The sequence below is a fragment of the Enterobacter sp. 241F3 genome, assembly GCF_034106785.1.
GTDB lineage: Bacteria > Pseudomonadota > Gammaproteobacteria > Enterobacterales > Enterobacteriaceae > Enterobacter > Enterobacter vonholyi.
Map to the genome: position 1 here is coordinate 287,937 of NZ_JAWNDD010000002.1, position 18,297 is coordinate 306,233.

At 55.9% G+C, this 18,297-nt stretch carries 17 protein-coding genes and 1 tRNA gene; 5 read left to right on the plus strand and 13 right to left on the minus strand.

The features are described 5' to 3' along the window. Positions 1-631 precede the first annotated feature (631 nt). Positions 632-705 (minus strand) — tRNA-Gly (locus tag UR504_RS08615). 80 nt (positions 706-785) lie between these two features. Next, on the minus strand, positions 786-1,529 hold the full coding sequence (actS, locus tag UR504_RS08620) for an amidase activator ActS (protein ID WP_115876225.1): 744 nt from the start codon (positions 1,527-1,529) through the stop codon (positions 786-788). A gap of 163 nt (positions 1,530-1,692) precedes the next feature. Between actS and idi the strand changes: the two genes are divergently transcribed. Continuing rightward, positions 1,693-2,235, plus strand: a complete 543-nt coding sequence (gene idi, locus UR504_RS08625; RefSeq protein ID WP_133295107.1) for an isopentenyl-diphosphate Delta-isomerase — start codon at positions 1,693-1,695, stop codon at positions 2,233-2,235. 38 nt (positions 2,236-2,273) lie between these two features. Here the strand turns inward: idi and lysS are convergent, their stop codons facing one another. From lysS to xerD, 5 genes are all read right to left on the minus strand, one after another. Continuing rightward, positions 2,274-3,791 (minus strand): lysine--tRNA ligase, encoded by a 1,518-nt coding sequence (lysS, locus tag UR504_RS08630; RefSeq protein ID WP_021242046.1) that lies wholly within the window; start codon positions 3,789-3,791, stop codon positions 2,274-2,276. 9 nt (positions 3,792-3,800) lie between these two features. Beyond that, positions 3,801-4,899, minus strand: a protein-coding gene (gene prfB / locus UR504_RS08635) for a peptide chain release factor 2 (protein WP_096151315.1) whose coding sequence is annotated in 2 segments (ribosomal slippage) — positions 3,801-4,823 and positions 4,825-4,899 — 1,098 coding nt in all. Because the reading frame shifts where the segments join, the coding sequence is not laid out codon by codon here. Between the two features lie 90 nt (positions 4,900-4,989). Next, positions 4,990-6,723, minus strand: coding sequence for a single-stranded-DNA-specific exonuclease RecJ (recJ, locus tag UR504_RS08640; protein ID WP_248175088.1), 1,734 nt, complete (start codon positions 6,721-6,723; stop codon positions 4,990-4,992). A gap of 5 nt (positions 6,724-6,728) precedes the next feature. Further along, on the minus strand, positions 6,729-7,442 hold the full coding sequence (dsbC, locus tag UR504_RS08645) for a bifunctional protein-disulfide isomerase/oxidoreductase DsbC (RefSeq protein ID WP_111963201.1): 714 nt from the start codon (positions 7,440-7,442) through the stop codon (positions 6,729-6,731). A gap of 28 nt (positions 7,443-7,470) precedes the next feature. Further along, a complete protein-coding gene (gene xerD / locus UR504_RS08650; RefSeq protein WP_111963202.1) occupies positions 7,471-8,367 on the minus strand; it encodes a site-specific tyrosine recombinase XerD in 897 nt (298 codons plus the stop codon). A 101-nt stretch (positions 8,368-8,468) separates the two neighbouring features. On the opposite strand from xerD, the gene fldB reads away from it, so the two are divergent. Beyond that, complete coding sequence (fldB, locus tag UR504_RS08655) at positions 8,469-8,990, plus strand: flavodoxin FldB (RefSeq protein ID WP_302237328.1); 522 nt, start codon at positions 8,469-8,471, stop codon at positions 8,988-8,990. A 6-nt stretch (positions 8,991-8,996) separates the two neighbouring features. Here the strand turns inward: fldB and UR504_RS08660 are convergent, their stop codons facing one another. Together UR504_RS08660 and sdhE are read right to left on the minus strand one after the other, a co-directional pair. Continuing rightward, the gene (locus UR504_RS08660) at positions 8,997-9,407 is read right to left on the minus strand and encodes a protein YgfX (protein ID WP_021242050.1); all 411 of its coding nucleotides are present in this window, start codon (positions 9,405-9,407) and stop codon (positions 8,997-8,999) included. Continuing rightward, complete coding sequence (gene sdhE / locus UR504_RS08665; protein WP_006178375.1) at positions 9,388-9,654, minus strand: FAD assembly factor SdhE; 267 nt, start codon at positions 9,652-9,654, stop codon at positions 9,388-9,390. Before sdhE ends, UR504_RS08660 begins: the two co-directional genes overlap by 20 nt. 294 nt (positions 9,655-9,948) lie before the next feature. Here sdhE and ygfZ point away from each other — a divergent pair, with 294 nt between their 5' ends. After that, complete coding sequence (gene ygfZ, locus UR504_RS08670; protein WP_302237331.1) at positions 9,949-10,929, plus strand: tRNA-modifying protein YgfZ; 981 nt, start codon at positions 9,949-9,951, stop codon at positions 10,927-10,929. A gap of 84 nt (positions 10,930-11,013) precedes the next feature. On the opposite strand, the gene trhA is transcribed toward ygfZ, so the two are convergent. Further along, the gene (trhA, locus tag UR504_RS08675) at positions 11,014-11,673 is read right to left on the minus strand and encodes a PAQR family membrane homeostasis protein TrhA (protein ID WP_127732244.1); all 660 of its coding nucleotides are present in this window, start codon (positions 11,671-11,673) and stop codon (positions 11,014-11,016) included. 165 nt (positions 11,674-11,838) lie between these two features. After that, positions 11,839-12,150 carry a N(4)-acetylcytidine aminohydrolase gene (gene yqfB / locus UR504_RS08680; RefSeq protein WP_302237337.1) on the minus strand — a complete coding sequence of 104 codons (312 nt, stop codon included), beginning with the start codon at positions 12,148-12,150 and terminating at the stop codon, positions 11,839-11,841. A 51-nt stretch (positions 12,151-12,201) separates the two neighbouring features. Between yqfB and UR504_RS08685 the strand changes: the two genes are divergently transcribed. Both UR504_RS08685 and bglA read left to right on the plus strand, forming a co-directional pair. After that, a complete protein-coding gene (locus tag UR504_RS08685) occupies positions 12,202-12,933 on the plus strand; it encodes a MurR/RpiR family transcriptional regulator (RefSeq protein WP_032660101.1) in 732 nt (243 codons plus the stop codon). A gap of 116 nt (positions 12,934-13,049) precedes the next feature. Then, positions 13,050-14,483 (plus strand): 6-phospho-beta-glucosidase BglA, encoded by a 1,434-nt coding sequence (bglA, locus tag UR504_RS08690; protein WP_115876233.1) that lies wholly within the window; start codon positions 13,050-13,052, stop codon positions 14,481-14,483. Between the two features lie 60 nt (positions 14,484-14,543). On the opposite strand, the gene UR504_RS08695 is transcribed toward bglA, so the two are convergent. Beyond that, positions 14,544-15,287 carry an SDR family oxidoreductase gene (locus UR504_RS08695; protein WP_302237343.1) on the minus strand — a complete coding sequence of 248 codons (744 nt, stop codon included), beginning with the start codon at positions 15,285-15,287 and terminating at the stop codon, positions 14,544-14,546. Between the two features lie 70 nt (positions 15,288-15,357). Continuing rightward, a complete protein-coding gene (gene gcvP / locus UR504_RS08700; protein ID WP_302237346.1) occupies positions 15,358-18,231 on the minus strand; it encodes an aminomethyl-transferring glycine dehydrogenase in 2,874 nt (957 codons plus the stop codon). Positions 18,232-18,297 lie beyond the last annotated feature (66 nt).

The window sequence follows — 18,297 nt, forward strand, 5'->3', positions numbered from 1 at the left end:
AGACTAATTGATGTTTCTCTCTTCGGTTACATCATTTCTACCGTGTTGATCCTGATCATCTTCAAGAAAGTGAGATGACCGTCAAAGGCTGGAGAAATCCAGCCTTTCCCCTTCTCCCTGATTTTAGACAATACAAGCCTAATGCCCGTTGGTGGTAAGACAACGCGCGGAGCCGTCAGGCGACAACATCAGGGTATGTCAGACAGTGAAGTTTATCAGGATGACCATGTACCCGAAGGAGCGAGGCCGAACCGCTGGCAGAGCTTGCATGTGGTGTGCAAGTACCGTGACCACCATAAAACCTGTTTATTCCCTGCAACGTCATCGCGACGTGTAGCATGTGGGAGCATCGGCAAAAAATGCGCTTCACTGTAAGGTTATGAGAATCAATGCCCGGATCAGGCTTTGCCTTCACGTTGTGCTATCGCGGTGTGAGGTTGGAACTGCCGCCGCCGAATAGTTATACTCTCATTTCCATAGTAACTATCCGTGACAACTAACAGTGTAATCCCCGTTGGTACTTCGTCGTTCAATGGTAGAACGATCACAGACAACTTATGTTATGTAAGTTGTTGATAGCGAAACACATTAAGCCAGTAGCTGGCGGTGTTTTGCAACAAGGGGAGAGATCTGGAGCGGGCGAAGGGAATCGAACCCTCGTATAGAGCTTGGGAAGCTCTCGTTCTACCATTGAACTACGCCCGCTTTGAGGTGCGTATGGCATTATAGACCTTACGCACCTTCATACAAGCCTCTTCACAACTAAACGGCGATTAAATAATCACTTAGCACTTCGGCTTACTGCCGGGCGCAGGCAGATAGCGCTGCGGATCGATGGCCGTCGCCTTATAGCGGATCTGGAAATGCAGCTTCACTGAATCCGTACCGGTGCTGCCCATGGTGGCAATCTTCTGCCCTGCTTTGACGTTCTGCCCGTTGTTGACCAGCATCGTGTCGTTGTGCGCATAGGCCGTGATGTAGTCTTCGCCATGCTTAATCATGATCAGGTTACCGTAGCCGCGCAGCTGGTTACCGACGTAAACCACCTTCCCGGCCCCGGAGGCATAAACCGGCGTACCGCGCGCAGCGGCAATATCAATACCCTTGTTGCCACCTTCCGAGAGTGAGTAAGGGGCGACCACTTTACCGCTGGCAGGCCAAATCCAGCAGCGCTGTCCAACCGGCGGCCATGATGATTGCGGCACCTGATAGGACGGCGTCACTTTGGCGGTTTTGCCTTTCGAAGAGGATTTTTTGCCCGAGGACGATCCGCCGCTAACCTTCAGCTGCTGCCCCACCTCGATGGTGTAAGGTGGCGAGAGGTTATTCAGCCGCGCCAGATCCTTCACGCTGGTCCCCGTTGCGCGCGAAATCCGGTACAGGGTGTCCCCGCGCTTAACGGTGTAGACCGAACCGGAATAGCTTCCCGTATCCGAAGATTTGCTCCCTGAACAGCCCGCCAGTAATAGCGTCAGCGTCAGGCAAAAAATTGCGGTAATGGGGTTTCTCGTCAGGCTTCCTGCAAACAAAACAGATCCTCGGTCAGCGTGAATGGCGCACTATGATAACAGCCAAAACGAATAAGGGTCATGCCCTTTTCCGCTCTACGAGCCAAACCGTTCGTATAAGAATGCAGTATAATGCTTCGGCTGATGGTGCTGAACCACTCGGCATTTTGGCACTGGAGCATCAATGAGTATTCAAGAACACGTTATTTTGGTAAACGACCAGGGAATGGTGATTGGCACTCAGGAAAAATATGCCGCGCACACGTTACATACCCCGCTGCATCTGGCGTTCTCTTCCTGGCTTTTTAACGCAAAAGGGGAATGTCTGATCACCCGACGCGCCTTAAGCAAAAAAGCCTGGCCCGGCGTCTGGACCAACTCCGTTTGCGGCCACCCGCAGTCGGGCGAAGAGACAGTCCAGGCGATAATCCGCCGCTGCCGCTTTGAAGTGGGCGCTGAACTGACCGATATCACCGCCGTCGCCCCTGAATTTCGCTATCGGGAAACCGACCCGTCCGGGATCGTGGAAAATGAAATTTGCCCGGTATTCGCCGCCCGCATCACCAATGACGTGACGATAAACGAAGATGAAGTGATGGACTATCAGTGGGTTGAGCTGGAGGCGTTATTCCGCGCGCTGGACGCGACGCCCTGGGCCTTTAGCCCGTGGATGGTCATGGAAGCGACGACCGCCCGCGAAGAACTTAAAGCCTTCGCGGCGCAATAAAAAAGCCCCTTTCGGGGCTTTTTTTACATCTTAACGTCTTACTTCACCGGGCGCATCGCCGGGAACAGGATCACGTCGCGGATGGTGTGGCTGTTGGTGAACAGCATAACCATACGGTCGATACCAATGCCCAGACCCGCCGTTGGTGGCAGACCGTGTTCCAGCGCGGTCACGTAGTCTTCGTCGAAGAACATCGCTTCGTCGTCGCCTGCCGCTTTCGCGTCAACCTGGTCCTGGAAACGCTGAGCCTGGTCTTCCGCATCGTTCAGCTCGCTGAAGCCGTTACCGATTTCACGGCCGCCGATGAAGAATTCAAAGCGGTCAGTGATTTCCGGGTTCTGGTCATTACGACGCGCCAGCGGAGAGACTTCCGCCGGGTATTCGGTGATGAAGGTCGGCTGAATCAGGTGCGCTTCGGCCACCTCTTCGAAGATCTCGGTCACGATACGGCCCAGACCCCAGCTCTTCTCAACCTTGATACCGATGCTTTCGGCGATCGCTTTCGCAGAGTCGAAGTTATCCAGATCCGCCATGTTGGTTTCCGGACGGTATTTCTTGATCGCTTCGCGCATGGTCAGTTTTTCGAACGGCTTGCCGAAGTCGAAGACTTCTTCACCGTAAGGGACCTGCGTGGTGCCCAGAATATCCTGCGCCAGGGTACGGAACAGGGATTCGGTCAGCTCGATCAGATCTTTGTAATCCGCATACGCCATATAGAGTTCCATCATGGTGAACTCTGGGTTATGACGAACGGAGATACCTTCGTTACGGAAGTTACGGTTGATCTCGAACACGCGGTCAAAACCACCAACCACCAGACGCTTCAGGTACAGTTCCGGCGCGATACGCAGGTACATGTCCAGGTCCAGGGCGTTGTGATGGGTGATGAACGGACGCGCAGACGCGCCGCCAGGGATCACCTGCATCATCGGGGTTTCCACTTCCATAAAGTCGCGGTTGACCATGAACTGGCGGATACCGGCCATGATCTGGGAGCGAATTTTAAAGGTCTTGCGGGATTCATCGTTAGAGATGAGATCCAGGTAGCGCTGACGATAGCGCGCTTCCTGATCCTGCAGGCCGTGGAATTTGTCCGGCAGCGGGCGCAGGGCTTTGGTCAGCAGACGCAGCTCGGTGCAGTGGATAGAAAGTTCACCGGTCTTGGTTTTGAACAGTTTACCTTTCGCGCCCAGGATATCGCCCAGGTCCCACTTCTTGAACTGCTCGTTGTAGATGCCTTCCGGAAGATCGTCACGGGAAACGTACAGCTGAATGCGGCCGCCAACGTCCTGCAGGGTCACGAAGGAGGCTTTACCCATGATACGACGGGTCATCATGCGGCCTGCAACGGCCACTTCAACGTTCAGCGCTTCCAGCTCTTCGTTCTCTTTCGCGTCGAAGTCAGCGTGCAGTTGGTCTGAGGTGTGGTCACGACGAAAATCGTTCGGGAACGGCACGCCCTGCTCGCGCAGCGCTGCCAGCTTCTCGCGGCGGGTTTTCAGTTCGTTGTTAAGATCGACTACCGCGTCAGCGCCCTGTGCTTGTTGTTCAGACATGTTGGTTCCTCATAACCCTGCTTTCAAACTTGCTTCGATAAATTGGTCCAGGCTGCCGTCCAGCACCGCCTGCGTGTTACGGGTTTCAACCCCGGTACGCAGGTCTTTGATGCGGGAGTCATCAAGGACGTAAGAACGGATCTGGCTGCCCCAGCCGATGTCAGACTTGTTGTCTTCCATCGCCTGTTTCTCAGCATTTTTCTTCTGCATCTCCAGCTCATAAAGCTTCGCTTTCATCTGCTTCATGGCCTGGTCTTTGTTCTTATGCTGGGAACGGTCGTTCTGGCATTGCGTGACCAGCCCGGTTGGAATGTGGGTAATACGCACCGCCGATTCCGTACGGTTAACGTGCTGACCGCCCGCGCCGGATGCGCGGTAAACGTCGATACGCAGGTCCGCCGGGTTAATTTCGATATCAATATCTTCGTCAACTTCCGGGTAAACGAACGCGGAGCTGAAGGAGGTATGACGGCGGCCGCCGGAGTCGAACGGGCTCTTACGTACCAGGCGGTGAACGCCGGTTTCGGTACGCAGCCAGCCGTAGGCGTAATCGCCAATGATCTTGATGGTGACGGATTTCAGACCCGCTACTTCACCTTCAGACTCTTCGATAATTTCGGTTTTGAAGCCGCGCGCTTCTGCCCAACGCAGGTACATACGCGTCAGCATGCTGGCCCAGTCCTGCGCTTCGGTACCGCCGGAACCTGCCTGAATATCGAGATAGCAGTCAGCGCTGTCGTATTCGCCGGAGAACATGCGACGGAATTCAAGCTGCGCCAGCTTCTCTTCCAGCACGTCGAGTTCTGCCACGGCTTCGTTAAAGGTTTCTTCGTCGTCAGCTTCGACGGCCAGCTCCAGCAAACCGGAAACATCTTCCAGCCCCTGGGCCATTTGATCCAGCGTATCTACGATAGCTTCGAGAGAGGAACGCTCTTTACCCAGCGCTTGGGCGCGCTCAGGTTCGTTCCAGACGTCCGGCTGTTCCAGCTCGGCGTTTACTTCTTCAAGACGCTCTTTCTTGGCATCGTAGTCAAAGATACCCCCTAAGAACGTCAGAGCGCTCCGTGAGGTCCTGAATACGGTTTTTTACCGGATTAATTTCAAACATGGTCTGTTTTCTTTTATGGACTTGTCAAAATGCGGTGATAAGAGCGGGATTGTACCGAATCCACGCCCTTTTTTATAGAGATTACTGCCGCTAAATTGGCCAGATATTGTCGATGATGATCTGAAGGGTGCGGTTACCGCGAAACTCGTTGATGTCCAGTTTGTACGCCAGCTCGACCTCGCGCACGCCGTTGTCCGGCCAGATGGAGGTATCGACGTTAAAAGCAATGCCGTCCAGAAGCGGTCCACCGCCCACGGGCTCGACCATCACTTTCAGATGACGTTCGCCGACAATGCGCTGCTGCAGCAGGCGGAATCGCCCGTCAAACAGCGGTTCCGGGAACATCTGCCCCCACGGGCCGGCATCGCGCAGCATTTGCGCCACGTCCATCGTCATCTCAAGCGGTGAAAGCTCGCCATCGGACACCACTTCCCCCTGCAGCAGGGCCGGGTCAATCCAGTCGGTGACCAGCTCGCCGAACAGGCGCTGGAACTCGTCGAATTTCGCCTCTTCCAGCGACAGTCCAGCCGCCATCGCATGGCCGCCGAACTTGATCATCAGACCCGGGTACAGTGTATCGAGACGCTCCAGAGCATCACGCATGTGCAACCCCTGAATTGAGCGGCCAGAGCCTTTCAGCGTGCCGTCGCCCGCGGGTGCGAACGCGATCACCGGGCGGTGGAAGCGCTCTTTGATGCGCGACGCCAGAATGCCGACCACGCCCTGATGCCACTCGGGATGGTACATCGCCAGGCCGCCCGGCAGCGTATCGCCGCTGCGCTCCAGTTTTTCACACAGGGTCAGCGCTTCGGCCTGCATCCCCTGCTCAATCTCTTTACGTGTCTGGTTCAGGGCGTCCAGCTCGTTGGCCAGCACGCGCGCTTCACCGATGTTGTCGCACAGCAGCAGCGCCACGCCGACGGACATATCGTCCAGCCTCCCGGCCGCGTTCAGGCGCGGCCCAAGGGCAAAGCCCAAATCGCTTGCCGCCAGCTTGAGCGGGTCGCGGTTGGCAATTTCCAGCAGCGCCTTGATCCCCGGACGGCACTTGCCCGCCCGGATGCGGCTTAGGCCCTGCCAGGTCAGGATACGGTTATTGGTATCGAGCGGGACCACGTCGGCGACGGTACCCAGCGCCACCAGATCGAGATATTCGGCCAGGTTTGGCACGGCAATACCGCGGGATTCGAACCAGCCCTTATCGCGCAGCAGGGTCCGTAACGCCAGCATCAGATAAAACGCCACGCCCACGCCTGCGAGGGATTTCGATGGGAAATCGCAGTCGCGCAGATTGGGGTTAATAATCGCTTCCGCTGCGGGCAGCGTTTCTCCCGGCAGGTGGTGATCGGTGACCAGCACCGGGATCCCCAACGCGTGGGCATGATCGACTCCCGCATGGGAAGAGATCCCGTTATCGACGGTCATGATCATCTGCGCACCCCGGGCGTGGGCCTGATCGACCACTTCCGGGCTGAGTCCGTAGCCGTCTTCAAAACGGTTCGGCACCAGATACGTGACGTTATCGCAGCCCAGCGCGCGCAGGCTGAGCACGCTCAGCGCGGTGCTGGTTGCGCCGTCGGCGTCGAAGTCCCCTACCACCACAATCCGCGTTCCTTCACGAAGGGCGTTGTAGAGCATCTCAGTGGCTTTTTCGATACCGCTCAGCTGCTGCCAGGGCAGCATCCCTTTCACGCTGCGTTCAAGATCCTCAGCGCTACGCACGCCGCGACTGGCGTAGAGGCGCTTAAGCAGCGCCGGGAGATCGTCCGGCAAATCAACCGGTTCAACCGCCTCGCGGCGGCGCAATTTTATCGGGGCTTTCACGCGGATTATTTACCACCAAACTGTTTCTGGTGCGCGTCGAGGAACTCTTTCATCTCTTTCGGTCCCTGATAGCCCGGAACGACATAGCCATTACTCAGGACAATCGCTGGCGTCCCGCTCACGCCAAACTGCACGCCCAGCGCGTAGTGGTTAGCAATGTCGATATCGCAGGAGGCTGGCTTAACCTCTTTTCCGCTCATCGCATCATCAAAGGCTTTGTTGCGGTCTTTCGCACACCAGATGGCCTTCATATCCTGCTCTGGCTGGCTCTGCACACCCGCGCGCGGGAAAGCAAGATAGCGCACGGTAATGCCCAGCGCGTTGTAGTCTTTCATCTCTTCATGCAGCTTGTGGCAGTAGCCGCAGGTGATGTCGGTGAAGACGGTAATGACGTGTTTTTCCTGCGCCGCCTTATAGACGATCATCTCTTTTTCGAGCGCGTTCAGGTTTTTCATCAGCAGCTGGTTGGTCACGTTGACCGGCTGCGCGCCGCTCACGTCGTACATTGGCCCCTGAATAATGTGTTTGCCGTCTTCAGTGACGTACAGCACGCCGCTGTTGGTCAGTACTGTTTTCATGCCAGCGACCGGCGCAGGCTGAATATCGCTTCCGGTGACGCCGAGCTTAGCCAGCGACTGCTTGATGGCGGCGTCGTCCGCATGGGCGAAACCGGTAAAGGAGGCTGCCAGCAGGGTGAACAGCGCGAAAGTCTTTTTCATATGTGATCCTGTTACAATTCGTCGGCACTCACGCTCGAGGGTGGTGCTGTTGGTGTAGCTGCCGCAGGCGTTCCGTCGCGACATGGGTGTAAATTTGCGTCGTGGAAAGATCGCTGTGTCCCAGCAGCATCTGCACCACGCGTAAATCAGCGCCGTGGTTGAGCAGATGCGTCGCGAAGGCGTGACGCAATACGTGCGGCGAAAGCTTTTCACTGTCAATACCCGCCAGTGTGGCGTAATGCTTGATGCGATGCCAGAACGTTTGTCGCGTCATCTGCTGTGCGCGCTGGCTCGGAAACAGGACATCGATAGACACGCCGTTGAGCAACCACGGACGGCCATGCTCCAGATACGTTTCCAGCCAGTAAACCGCCTCTTCGCCCAGCGGAACCAGCCTTTCCTTATTGCCTTTACCGATGACGCGCACCACGCCCTGACGCAGGCTGATGTCGCTCATCGTCAGGCCAACCAGCTCCGAAACGCGCAGGCCGGTAGCATACAATAGCTCAAGCATGGCTTTATCGCGTAACTCCAGCGGCAGGTCAACTGCCGGTGACTGTAATAATCTCTCAACTTGTGCTTCGCTGAGATCTTTCGGCAGCCGCTGCGGGAGCTTAGGGGATGCCAGCAGCGCGCTGGGATCGTCCTGGCGAATCTTCTCACGGTAGAGATGCTGGAAAAGCCGACGCATGGCGCTGAGCAAACGCGCGGAGCTGGTGGCTTTGTACCCCCCTTCTACACGTTCACCGAGCAGCGCCTGCAGGTCGTCGCTTTGCGCGCTCGCCAGCGAGAGCTGCCGACGGGCCAGCCACTCCACCAGCATGGTAAGATCGCGCCGGTAGGCGCTGAGCGTATTCTCGGCCAGGTTTTTTTCCAGCCACAGTGCGTCGAGAAACTGTTCAACGAGTGCGAGATCCTTTTCCACATCAGCCCCTTTGATTCTGCAGTCAGGCCATTATGCCTGATTGTGACCGGTTTCTGGTACACTACGCGCAAAGTCAACGCAAGAATTGAGATAGTTACGCGATGAATATTGGTCTGTTCTATGGTTCCAGCACCTGCTACACCGAAATGGCGGCAGAGAAAATTCGCGACATCATTGGCCCGGAACTGGTGACGTTGCATAACCTGAAAGATGACGCGGTCGCGCTGATGGAACAGTACGATGTACTGATCCTCGGCATCCCAACCTGGGATTTTGGTGAGATACAAGAAGACTGGGAAGCCATCTGGGATCAACTTGATTCAGTCAATCTCGACGGCAAAATCATTGCCATGTACGGCATGGGAGATCAGCTGGGTTACGGGGAGTGGTTCCTGGACGCGCTTGGCATGCTGCACGACAAACTGGCGCCGAAAGGGGTGTCGTTCATCGGCTACTGGCCAACCGAAGGTTACGAGTTCACCAGTAAAAAGCCGATTATTGCCGACGGCGAGCTGTTTGTTGGGCTCGCGCTGGATGAAACCAACCAGTACGATCTCAGCGATGAGCGCCTGCAAACCTGGTGCGAGCAGATTTTGGGCGAAATGGCTGATAAGTTTAGCTAACGCGTATTATCCCTGCGTCGTCTGTTGCAATAGCATCCGGCGCAGATCTCGCCACTCGGCAGCATCCATACTGTCAGCCGCCAGCCAAAGATGCTGGCAACGCCCGCCGTCCACCTTGCGTAACCGTAACATCATGCCGCAGTTGAGCATCCAGGGCATACCGAGGATATCCCACTCTTTACCCTGCCAGCGCAGGCGGGAATCCATCAGTAATTTGATCTCTCCCTGACGGGCATTAATTCGACGCTGGCTGCGTACGCTGTCAAAAACGACAAACGAGAGTAACAGCAGCCACAGCGGAGTATAGCTTAGCGGCCACGGCATCAGTAACACAAAGGCCGCAACCAGGCCGTGGAGCAATAAAGACATCCACTGCGAGCGCCACGAGACGCGAAGATCAGATTGCCACAGGACCACGTTCCCGATTCCGTGTTTGAATTAATTGCACCATCCGTTGCAACTCGGTATCGGCGGGTTTGCCGTGGTTCATCAGCCAGTTGAATAAATCCGGATCGTCAGATTCAAGCAGGCGAACAAACAGACGCTTATCATCGTCGCTTAAGGTGTCATACTCATATTCGAAGAAAGGCATGATGGAAATATCAAGTTCACGCATTCCGCGACGGCACGCCCAGTGAATACGGGCCTTGTTGTTAATATCCATGTTCAGTTTCCTGCATTACGTTTGGCACAGTCGGTGCCCCGTTCAGTGTTCTTTATTTCTCTACGGGGACACCAGCTAGTGTAACGTGTTTTTGACCGTTTCATTACTGGAATATTGCGATCGACGAGCAGGCTTCCAGAATAATCCCTACAAAGACAGCGGATTACATTATTTTGCGTAGCGTTACGCATAACCGGTTTAGGGCACAAAAGGCCTGTTGAAAGCGCTTGCATTGCCTGCAGGCTCTTTTACCATTAGGCATTATCAAAGCGTTAAGCAATTCAGGATATCGTTATGGCATTTACACCATTTTCTCCTCGCCAGCCCGCCGCCTCTGCGCGTCTGCCGCTGACGCTTATTTCTCTTGATGACTGGGCGCTGGCGACGCTCACCGGTGCCGACGCCGAAAAATATCTGCAGGGCCAGGTGACCGCCGACGTCAGTCAGATGACCGAACACCAGCACCTGCTGGCCGCCCATTGCGACCCAAAAGGCAAAATGTGGAGCAACCTGCGTCTGTTCCGCCGTCAGGACGGTTTTGCCTTTATTGAGCGCCGCAGCCTGCGTGACGCCCAGCTCAAAGAGCTGAAAAAATACGCGGTCTTCTCCAAAGTCACTATCGCCCCGGACGACGAACATGTCCTGCTGGGTGTGGCAGGCTTCCAGGCGCGTGCGGCGCTGAAAAATCTGTTCAGCGAACTGCCGGATGCCGAAAAGCAGCTCGTCAGCGAAGGTGACACCTCCATCCTGTGGTTTGAACACCCGGCAGAGCGTTTTCTGTTAGTCACGGATGCCGAAACCGCCGAGCGCATCACCGAGGCGCTGCGCGGCGAAGCGCAGCTTAACAACAGTCAGCAGTGGCTGGCGCTGAACATCGAAGCGGGTCTGCCGATCATTGACGCCGCAAACAGCGCGCAGTTTATTCCTCAGGCAACCAACCTGCAGGCACTGGGCGGCATCAGCTTTAAAAAAGGCTGCTACACCGGCCAGGAGATGGTCGCACGTGCGAAATTCCGCGGGGCAAACAAACGCGCGCTATGGACACTCGCGGGCCATGCCAGCCGCGTACCTGAAGCAGGGGAAGATTTAGAGCTGAAGATGGGTGAAAACTGGCGCCGTACCGGCACCGTATTAGCCGCCGTACAGCTGGATGATGGACGTCTTCTGGTGCAGGCCGTTATGAACAACGACATGGAAGCCGACAGCGTGTTCCGCGTGCGTGACGATGCAAATACGCTGAGTATTGAGCCGCTGCCGTATTCTCTGGAAGAGTGATGCTGTATCGCCCGGTTGCGCTACGCTTACCGGGCCTGCTTATCCCGTAGGCCGGGTAAGGCGAAGCCGCCACCCGACAAAAAACTACGCCTGCCCCACGTACAAATAGATCGCCAAAAAGTGGCATACGCTGCCGCCGAGCACAAAGCCGTGCCAGATGGCATGGTTGTAAGGAATGCGCTTGCAGACGTAGAAAATCACGCCGAGCGAGTATACCACGCCGCCTAAGGCCAGAAGCGTCACGCCCCCTATCGACAGTTTGATTGCCAGTTGATACACCACAATTAGCGACAGCCAGCCCATGGTCAGATAGGTTACCAGCGACAACACCTTAAAGCGGTGCGCGATGGTCAGCTTAAACAGGATCCCCAGCAGTGCCAGGCTCCAGATAACAATCATCAGGCCACGCGACAGCGGCGAGTTGAGCCCCACCAGCAAAAACGGCGTGTAGGTGCCTGCAATAAGAAGATAGATAGCGCAGTGGTCAAATTTCTTGAGCCATATCTTGGCCCGCTGATGCGGGATAGCGTGATAAAGCGTCGACGCCAGAAACAGCAGGATCATACTCCCGCCATACAGGCTGTAGCTGGTAATGGCCATCGCGCTGGCATTAGCATCCACCGCCTGCACCAGCAATAAGACTAAACCGACAATCCCAAACACCAGGCCAATGCCGTGGCTGATGCTGTTGGCTACTTCCTCAGCCAGCGAATATCCCTGTGCGATTAATGGTCTGCTCACCATACAAAACTCCGGGAAAACAAAAGATGATTATTCATCGCATCACTATGCTAACTGAGAATGATTCCAGTGAACACATGTTAGCTAAAATAAAGTTAAACATAACGTTTCTAAATTACAATCAGACAGTTACAGTTTAATTTCAGCGAACGTGCGTTTCGATTTAAATTATAGACGTTTAAAATCAATCACATAAAACTGGTTCTGCCTGGGGTAGATCTCTGCGATCACGCTTTTCAGCGTATCCAGGGTCATATTCTCCTGTTCAGCATGTTTTTGCGTCAATGTGTCGAACGTAACGATTGACGTCCCTGTTACTTCGATGGTGCAAAAATAACCATCATCCTCATAACGCCCCACCCGCAGGATATCGCCGGTTTTGAAATGGGATTCACTTTGATCCCGGATAGTGATGGTTTTACGCCCGGCCAGAATGTCGTCCTGAAAGCGCTGAAAAAAAGTGATGTCGTTTGGCTGCATGTTATTATTCCCTGAAGAAAAGTCTGATGAGTGAGTGTAGCCATTGTGAGCATGTTCTCCCATTCCGCCATTGCCAGTCTCAATAACCTGGAGATGATGGTCTACAACTATGTCATAAAAAATCGTGACAAAGTGATGTACATGACCATTCGCGAGCTGGCGGATGCTGCAGACGTCTCGACGACCACAATCCTGCGCTTTTGCCGCAAGCTTAACTGCGAAGGGTATTCTGAATTCCGCGTGCGCTTTAAGCTGTACCTTGAGCAGAACGAGCCCCAGCAGGCGAACTTCGGCGCCAGCGAAATAATCAGCTTTTTTAAAAGCGTGAATAATGAAGAGTTCGACGCGTTATTGGATAAGGCGGTCGATATTATTTTATCTTCCGAGCGAATTATATTTGTCGGTGCCGGGACATCAGGTTCGCTGGCAAAATATGGCGCACGTTTCTTTTCTAATATTGGGAAATTCAGTAACCATATTGATGACCCTTATTTCCCGGTCACGAATGACATGGCAAAAAATGCGCTTGCGATTGTGCTCTCCGTCTCGGGCGAGACCGAGGAGATCCTGCGCTTCGCCAGCCAGTTCAGCCTGCATCACTGTAAGGTGCTCTCCATTACCAGCCACGAGCACTCGCGCCTGGCAAAACTGGCGGACTTTAATCTCTCCTGGCACGTTCCTCAGACTCGAATTGCAGGCGTCTACGATATAACCACGCAAATTCCCGTCATCTATATTCTGGAATCTCTCGGCCGTAAGCTGGCGAAGAAACTTACAGAATAAAACACCCTGTTTTTTTGATGTGACAAATCACATTTACCGTAAATTGTTATATCGTGACATTTAATTTCGCTTTGCTAGACTCGATGCCAATAAGTCATTTATTGAGAATAGCAGCGATGAAAAAATTGACCTTACCAAAAGATTTTTTATGGGGTGGCGCGGTTGCCGCTCATCAGGTTGAAGGCGGCTGGAACAAAGGCGGCAAAGGGCCAAGCATTTGCGACGTATTGACCGGCGGCGCACACGGCGTACCGCGCGAAATCACGCAGGAGGTGGTACCGGGGAAATACTACCCCAACCATGAAGCTATCGATTTCCACGGCCACTACAAAGAAGACATCAAGCTGTTTGCCGAGATGGGCTTCAAGTGTTTCCGTACCTCCATCGCCTGGACGCGCATCTTCCCGAAAGGTGATGAAACGCAGCCAAACGAAGAGGGGCTGAAGTTTTACGACGACATGTTCGATGAGCTGCTGAAGTACAACATCGAACCGGTGATCACCCTCTCCCACTTCGAAATGCCGCTGCACCTGGTGCAGGAATACGGTAGCTGGACCAACCGTAAAGTGGTTGATTTCTTTGTGCGCTTCGCGGAAGTGGTTTTTGAGCGCTACAAAAACAAGGTCAAATACTGGATGACCTTCAACGAAATCAATAACCAGCGCAACTGGCGCGCACCGCTGTTCGGCTACTGCTGCTCCGGTGTGGTCTACACCGAACACGAAAATCCCGAAGAGACCATGTATCAGGTGCTTCACCACCAGTTTGTGGCCAGCGCCCTGGCGGTGAAAGCCGCGCGCCGCATCAATCCGGAGATGAAAGTCGGCTGCATGCTGGCCATGGTGGCGCTCTATCCATTCTCCTGCAAGCCGGAAGACGTGATGTTCGCCCAGGAATCGATGCGCGAGCGCTACGTCTTTACCGACGTCCAGCTGCGGGGTTACTACCCGTCTTACGTCCTGAACGAGTGGGAGCGCCGCGGGTTCTCCATCAAAATGGAGGCAGGCGACGAGCAGATCCTGCGTGAAGGTACCTGCGACTACCTGGGCTTCAGCTACTACATGACCAACGCGGTGAAAGCGGAAGGCGGCACCGGGGACGCGATTTCCGGTTTCGAAGGCAGCGTGCCGAACCCGCACGTTAAGGCTTCCGACTGGGGCTGGCAGATTGACCCTGTAGGGTTACGCTATTCCCTGTGCGAACTGTACGAGCGTTACCAGAAACCGCTGTTTATCGTTGAAAACGGCTTCGGCGCCTACGACAAGGTTGAAGAAGACGGCAGCATCAACGATGACTATCGTATCGACTATCTGCGTGCCCACGTGGAGGAGATGATCAAAGCCGTCACTCACGATGGCGTGGATCTGATGGGCTATACGCCATGGGGCTGTATCGACTGCGTGTCGTTCACCACCGGCCAGTACAGCAAACGCTACGGCTTTATCTACGTGAATAAACACGACGACGGTACGGGCGACATGTCGCGTTCACGCAAGAAAAGCTTCGAGTGGTATAAGGGCGTAATTGCCAGCAACGGCGAGAAACTTTAACGCCGGGCGCCGTTACGCTTGATCCCCTCTCCCCTTTGGGGAGAGGGTTAGGTTAGGGGTTTACTTCCCACCCGCCAGCTCAATAAAGCTCCCCGTCACGTAAGACGCCTTCTCGCTCAGCAGCCAGACAATCGCCTGGGCGACCTCTTCCGGCTGGCCGCCGCGCTGGATCGGCAGCAACGATTTCACGCGATCCACTCGCCCCGGCTCTCCGCCGGAAGCATGGATATCGGTATAGATCAGACCCGGACGGACGCAGTTGACGCGAATGCCCTGCGCCGCTACCTCCAGCGATAAACCCGTTGTCAGCGAATCCACCGCCCCCTTGGACGCGGCATAATCCACATATTCACCCGGCGCGCCCAGACGCGACGCTGCAGAAGAGACATTCACTATCGCCCCCCCCTTGCCGCCATGCCTGAAGGACATTCGTTTTACCGCTTCCCGGCAGCAGAGGAAGTAGCCCGTGACGTTGGTCGCCAGGACGCGGTTAATGCGCTCAGCGGAGAGATTCTCGATGGTGGATTGCTCAAACAGAATTCCCGCATTATTGACCAGCGCGGTAAGCGGCTCGCCTTCGCGATCGATGCTGTCAAACATCGCCAGCACCTGAGCTTCATCACTGATATCTGCGCGGACGGCAAAGGCTTTACCGCCAGCTTCAACGATCTGGTTTATCACGTCCGTCGCGGCTTTAATGTTGTGATGATAGTTCACCGCCACGGTGTAGTCTTCGCGTGCCAGCTGCAGCGCGGTGGCTTTCCCAATGCCCCGACTGGCGCCGGTCACAAGTGCAATGCCCATTTTCTTCTCCCAATAAAAAAGCCGGGTGGCGCCTTCGCCTTACCCGGCCTGGATTACTGCACCAGCGCGATTACTGGTATTCGCTCATCGGTACGCAGGAGCAGAACAGGTTACGGTCGCCGTAGACGTCATCGAGACGCTTCACGGTCGGCCAGTATTTGTTCGCCACACCTGCCGGGAAGACCGCCAGCTCGCGGGAGTAACCGTGGTTCCACTCAGCCACCATCTCGTGCTGGGTGTGCGGAGCGTTGACCAGCGGGTTATCTTCCAGCGTCCACTCGCCGTCCTGCACGCGGTCGATCTCCATGCGGATGGCCAGCATCGCGTCGATAAAGCGGTCCAGCTCTGCTTTGCTTTCAGACTCCGTTGGCTCAACCATCAGCGTACCCGCAACCGGGAACGACATGGTTGGCGCGTGGAAGCCGTAGTCGATCAGACGCTTGGCGATATCCAGCTCGCTAATGCCGGTCTGCTCTTTCAGCGGACGAATATCGAGGATGCACTCGTGCGCCACGCGACCGTCGCGGCCGGTATAGAGCACCGGGAAGGCAGACTTCAGGCGCGTCGCAATATAGTTAGCGTTCAGAATGGCCACCTGGCTCGCCTGCTTCAGCCCTTCCGCGCCCATCATGCGGATATACATCCAGCTGATTGGCAGGATAGAGGCGCTACCGAACGGTGCCGCAGAGACCGCGCCCTGACGGGTCAGCATGCCTTCGATCTGAACTACGCTGTGGCCTGGGACAAACGGCGCCAGGTGCGCTTTCACGCCGATAGGACCCATGCCCGGGCCGCCACCGCCGTGCGGGATGCAGAAGGTTTTGTGCAGGTTCAGGTGCGACACGTCCGCGCCGATAAAGCCCGGAGAGGTAATGCCCACCTGCGCGTTCATGTTTGCGCCATCGAGATAAACCTGACCGCCGAACTGGTGCACCACTTCGCACACTTCACGGATAGTCTCTTCGTACACGCCGTGGGTGGACGGATAGGTCACCATGATGCAGGAGAGCTTGTCGCCCGCCTGCTCGGCTTTCGCGCGCAGGTCGACCAGATCGATGTTGCCGTTCTTATCGCACGCCACCACAACCACTTCCATACCCGCCATCTGGGCAGAGGCCGGGTTGGTACCGTGGGCGGAGCTTGGGATCAGGCAGATATCGCGGTGACCTTCGTTGCGGCTTTCGTGATAGTGACGGATTGCCAGCAGGCCCGCATATTCACCCTGCGCGCCGGAGTTCGGCTGCATGCAGAGCGCGTCATAACCGGTCAGCTTCACCAGCCAGTCGGAAAGCTGGTTAATCATCACGTGATAACCATCCGCCTGCTCCGGCGGGCAGAACGGGTGCAGCTCGGAGAATTCAGGCCAGGTGATCGGGATCATCTCTGCTGCAGCATTCAGCTTCATGGTGCAGGATCCCAGCGGGATCATCGCCTGGTTCAGCGCCAGATCCTTGCGCTCCAGAGAGTGCATGTAACGCATCATCTCGGTTTCGCTGTGGTAGCGATTGAAGACCGGATGCGTCAGGATCGCATCATTACGCAGCATGCTGTCCTGAATGGAGCGGCTGTCGAGCGCGACCTCTTTGTCGAGCGCGTCAATGTCCAGACCGTGCGCGTCACCCAGCAGCACGCTGAACAGGTTCAGGATATCGTCGCGGGTGGTGCTTTCATCGAGCGTAATGCCGACGGCGTTGTGGATGTCGCTGCGCAGGTTGATCTCTGCCGCGTTCGCGCGGGCCAGCACGGCCGCTTTGTCAGCCACGTCCACGCACAGGGTGTCGAAGTAGTGGGTATGGCGCAGCTTAAGACCTTTTTGCTGCAGGCCGCAGGCCAGGATATCGGCCAGGCGGTGAATGCGGCTGGCAATGCGTTTCAGGCCAGCCGGGCCGTGGAACACGGCGTACAGGCTGGCGATGTTAGCCAGCAGCACCTGTGAGGTACAGATGTTGGAGTTCGCTTTCTCGCGGCGGATATGCTGCTCGCGGGTCTGCATCGCCATGCGCAGCGCGGTATTACCGGCAGCGTCTTTGGAGACGCCGATAATACGGCCAGGCATGGAACGTTTGAATTCATCTTTCGCGCCGAAGAACGCCGCGTGCGGGCCGCCGTAGCCCATCGGTACGCCGAAGCGTTGCGCAGAGCCGAAGACGATATCCGCGCCCTGTTTGCCCGGTGCCGTCAGCAGCACCAGCGCCATAAAATCGGCGGCAACGCTAACAACCACCTTGCGGGATTTCAGCTCGGCAATCAGCGCGCCGTAGTCGTGAACTTCACCGGTAGTGCCCACCTGCTGCAGCAGAACGCCGAAGACGTCCTGGTGATCCAGCACTTTGTCAGCGTCGTCGACGATCACGTCAAAGCCGAAGGTCTCTGCGCGAGTGCGCACCACGTCCAGCGTCTGCGGATGCACGTCCGCCGCGACGAAGAAGCGGTTGGCATTTTTCAGCTTGCTCACGCGCTTAGCCATCGCCATCGCTTCGGCGGCGGCGGTCGCTTCGTCCAGCAGAGAAGCAGAGGCGATATCCATGCCGGTAAGGTCCAGCGTCACCTGCTGGAAGTTCAGCAGTGCTTCCAGGCGGCCCTGGGAGACTTCTGGCTGATAGGGGGTGTAAGCGGTGTACCAGCCCGGGTTTTCCAGCATGTTGCGCAGGATCACCGGCGGCAACTGCACGTTGGTGTAGCCCATGCCAATGTAAGACTTATAGCGCTTGTTCAGGCCGGCGATGGCCTTCAGCTCCGCCAGCGCGGCGAATTCCGTGGTGGCTTCCCCCACCTGAGGCGGCGTGGCAAGCTGGATGTCTTTTGGCACAATCTGGCCGATCAGTGCGTTTAATGAATCCGCGCCAACCGTCTTCAGCATCTCCTGCTGTTGCTGAGCATCCGGCCCAATGTGACGTTCGATGAAGGCGCCACGGTTTTCAAGCTGGCTTAAAGTCTGTGTCATGAGCGATGGTTCCTGAAACGTGCAGTGAATGTGTTTTCTCCCTCTCCCTGAGGGAGAGGGCTGGGG

Excerpts from the sequence above, each read along its gene's own strand:
- idi (WP_133295107.1), top strand. The coding sequence starts at position 1,693 with ATGAGTATTCAAGAACACGTTATTTTGGTAAACGACCAGGGAATGGTG.
- UR504_RS08685 (WP_032660101.1), top strand. The coding sequence starts at position 12,202 with ATGTTCTCCCATTCCGCCATTGCCAGTCTCAATAACCTGGAGATGATG.
- dsbC (WP_111963201.1), bottom strand. The coding sequence starts at position 7,442 with ATGAAAAAGACTTTCGCGCTGTTCACCCTGCTGGCAGCCTCCTTTACC.
- bglA (WP_115876233.1), top strand. The coding sequence starts at position 13,050 with ATGAAAAAATTGACCTTACCAAAAGATTTTTTATGGGGTGGCGCGGTT.
- ygfZ (WP_302237331.1), top strand. The coding sequence starts at position 9,949 with ATGGCATTTACACCATTTTCTCCTCGCCAGCCCGCCGCCTCTGCGCGT.
- fldB (WP_302237328.1), top strand. The coding sequence starts at position 8,469 with ATGAATATTGGTCTGTTCTATGGTTCCAGCACCTGCTACACCGAAATG.
- sdhE (WP_006178375.1), bottom strand. The coding sequence starts at position 9,654 with ATGGATATTAACAACAAGGCCCGTATTCACTGGGCGTGCCGTCGCGGA.
- trhA (WP_127732244.1), bottom strand. The coding sequence starts at position 11,673 with ATGGTGAGCAGACCATTAATCGCACAGGGATATTCGCTGGCTGAGGAA.
- yqfB (WP_302237337.1), bottom strand. The coding sequence starts at position 12,150 with ATGCAGCCAAACGACATCACTTTTTTTCAGCGCTTTCAGGACGACATT.
- lysS (WP_021242046.1), bottom strand. The coding sequence starts at position 3,791 with ATGTCTGAACAACAAGCACAGGGCGCTGACGCGGTAGTCGATCTTAAC.
- UR504_RS08695 (WP_302237343.1), bottom strand. The coding sequence starts at position 15,287 with ATGGGCATTGCACTTGTGACCGGCGCCAGTCGGGGCATTGGGAAAGCC.
- gcvP (WP_302237346.1), bottom strand. The coding sequence starts at position 18,231 with ATGACACAGACTTTAAGCCAGCTTGAAAACCGTGGCGCCTTCATCGAA.